The 1,002-nt window shown below is 68.3% G+C and carries 1 protein-coding gene; it reads left to right on the top strand.

Annotated features, from left to right (window positions below; genetic code table 11):
* Nucleotides 1-919 (top strand): 2-oxoglutarate dehydrogenase complex dihydrolipoyllysine-residue succinyltransferase (gene odhB / locus AC1DCG_RS25060; protein WP_477041749.1); only part of this gene is annotated, 919 nt, incomplete at its 5' end.
* Nucleotides 920-1,002 lie beyond the last annotated feature (83 nt).

Genomic DNA, 1,002 nt, shown 5'->3' with positions numbered 1-1,002 from the left:
GGCTCCGGCGCCCGCCGCCGCGGCTCCGGCCGCCCCGGCCGCCGCTCCGGTCAGCCCGGCCCCGGCCCGCGTCGCCGCCGAGAACAACCTCGACCTGTCGAAGGTCGTCGGCACCGGCAAGGACGGCCGCGTGACCAAGGGCGACGCTCTCGCCGCCCTGGAAGCCCGCGCCAGCGCCCCGGCCCCGGCCGCCGCTCCGGCCGCGCCGCGCGCCCTGCACGAGCGCGAAGAGCGCGTGAAGATGACGCGCCTGCGTCAGACGATCGCCCGCCGTCTGAAGGAAGCCCAGAACACCGCCGCCATGCTGACGACCTTCAACGAGGTCGACATGAGCGCGGTCATGGCCCTGCGCGCCCAGTACAAGGACGTGTTCGAAAAGCGTCACGGCGTGAAGCTGGGCTTCATGTCCTTCTTCACCAAGGCCGTCGTGGCCGCGCTGAAGGCGATCCCGGACGTCAACGCCGAGATCGACGGCCAGGACGTGATCTACAAGAACCACTACGACATCGGCGTCGCCGTCGGCACCGACAAGGGCCTGGTGGTTCCGGTCGTGCGTGACGCCGACGTGCTGAACCTGGCCGAGATCGAAAAGACCATCGGCGACCTCGGCAAGAAGGCCCGCACCGGCGGCCTGGCCATCGAGGACATGCAGGGCGGCACCTTCACGATCACCAACGGCGGCATCTATGGCTCGCTGATGTCGACCCCGATCCTGAACGCGCCGCAGTCGGGCATCCTGGGCATGCACGCGATCAAGGAACGCGCCATGGTCATCAACGGCAAGATCGAGATCCGTCCGATGATGTACCTGGCCCTGTCGTACGACCACCGCGTMGTCGACGGCGCCGGCGCCGTGACCTTCCTGGTCAAGGTCAAGGAAGCCCTGGAAGACCCGCAGCGCCTGCTGCTGGACCTGTAAGGTTCGGTCATCCCAGAATGACGAAGGGGCCGCGAAAGCGGCCCCTTTTTCTTTGCCTGAGATCCTCCCCCGCTGGGGGAGGT

Source organism: Caulobacter sp. 10L414, from assembly GCF_056395525.1.
Note: the sequence above shows the minus strand (reverse complement) of the source record. Positions and strands in the feature narration are given on the sequence as shown.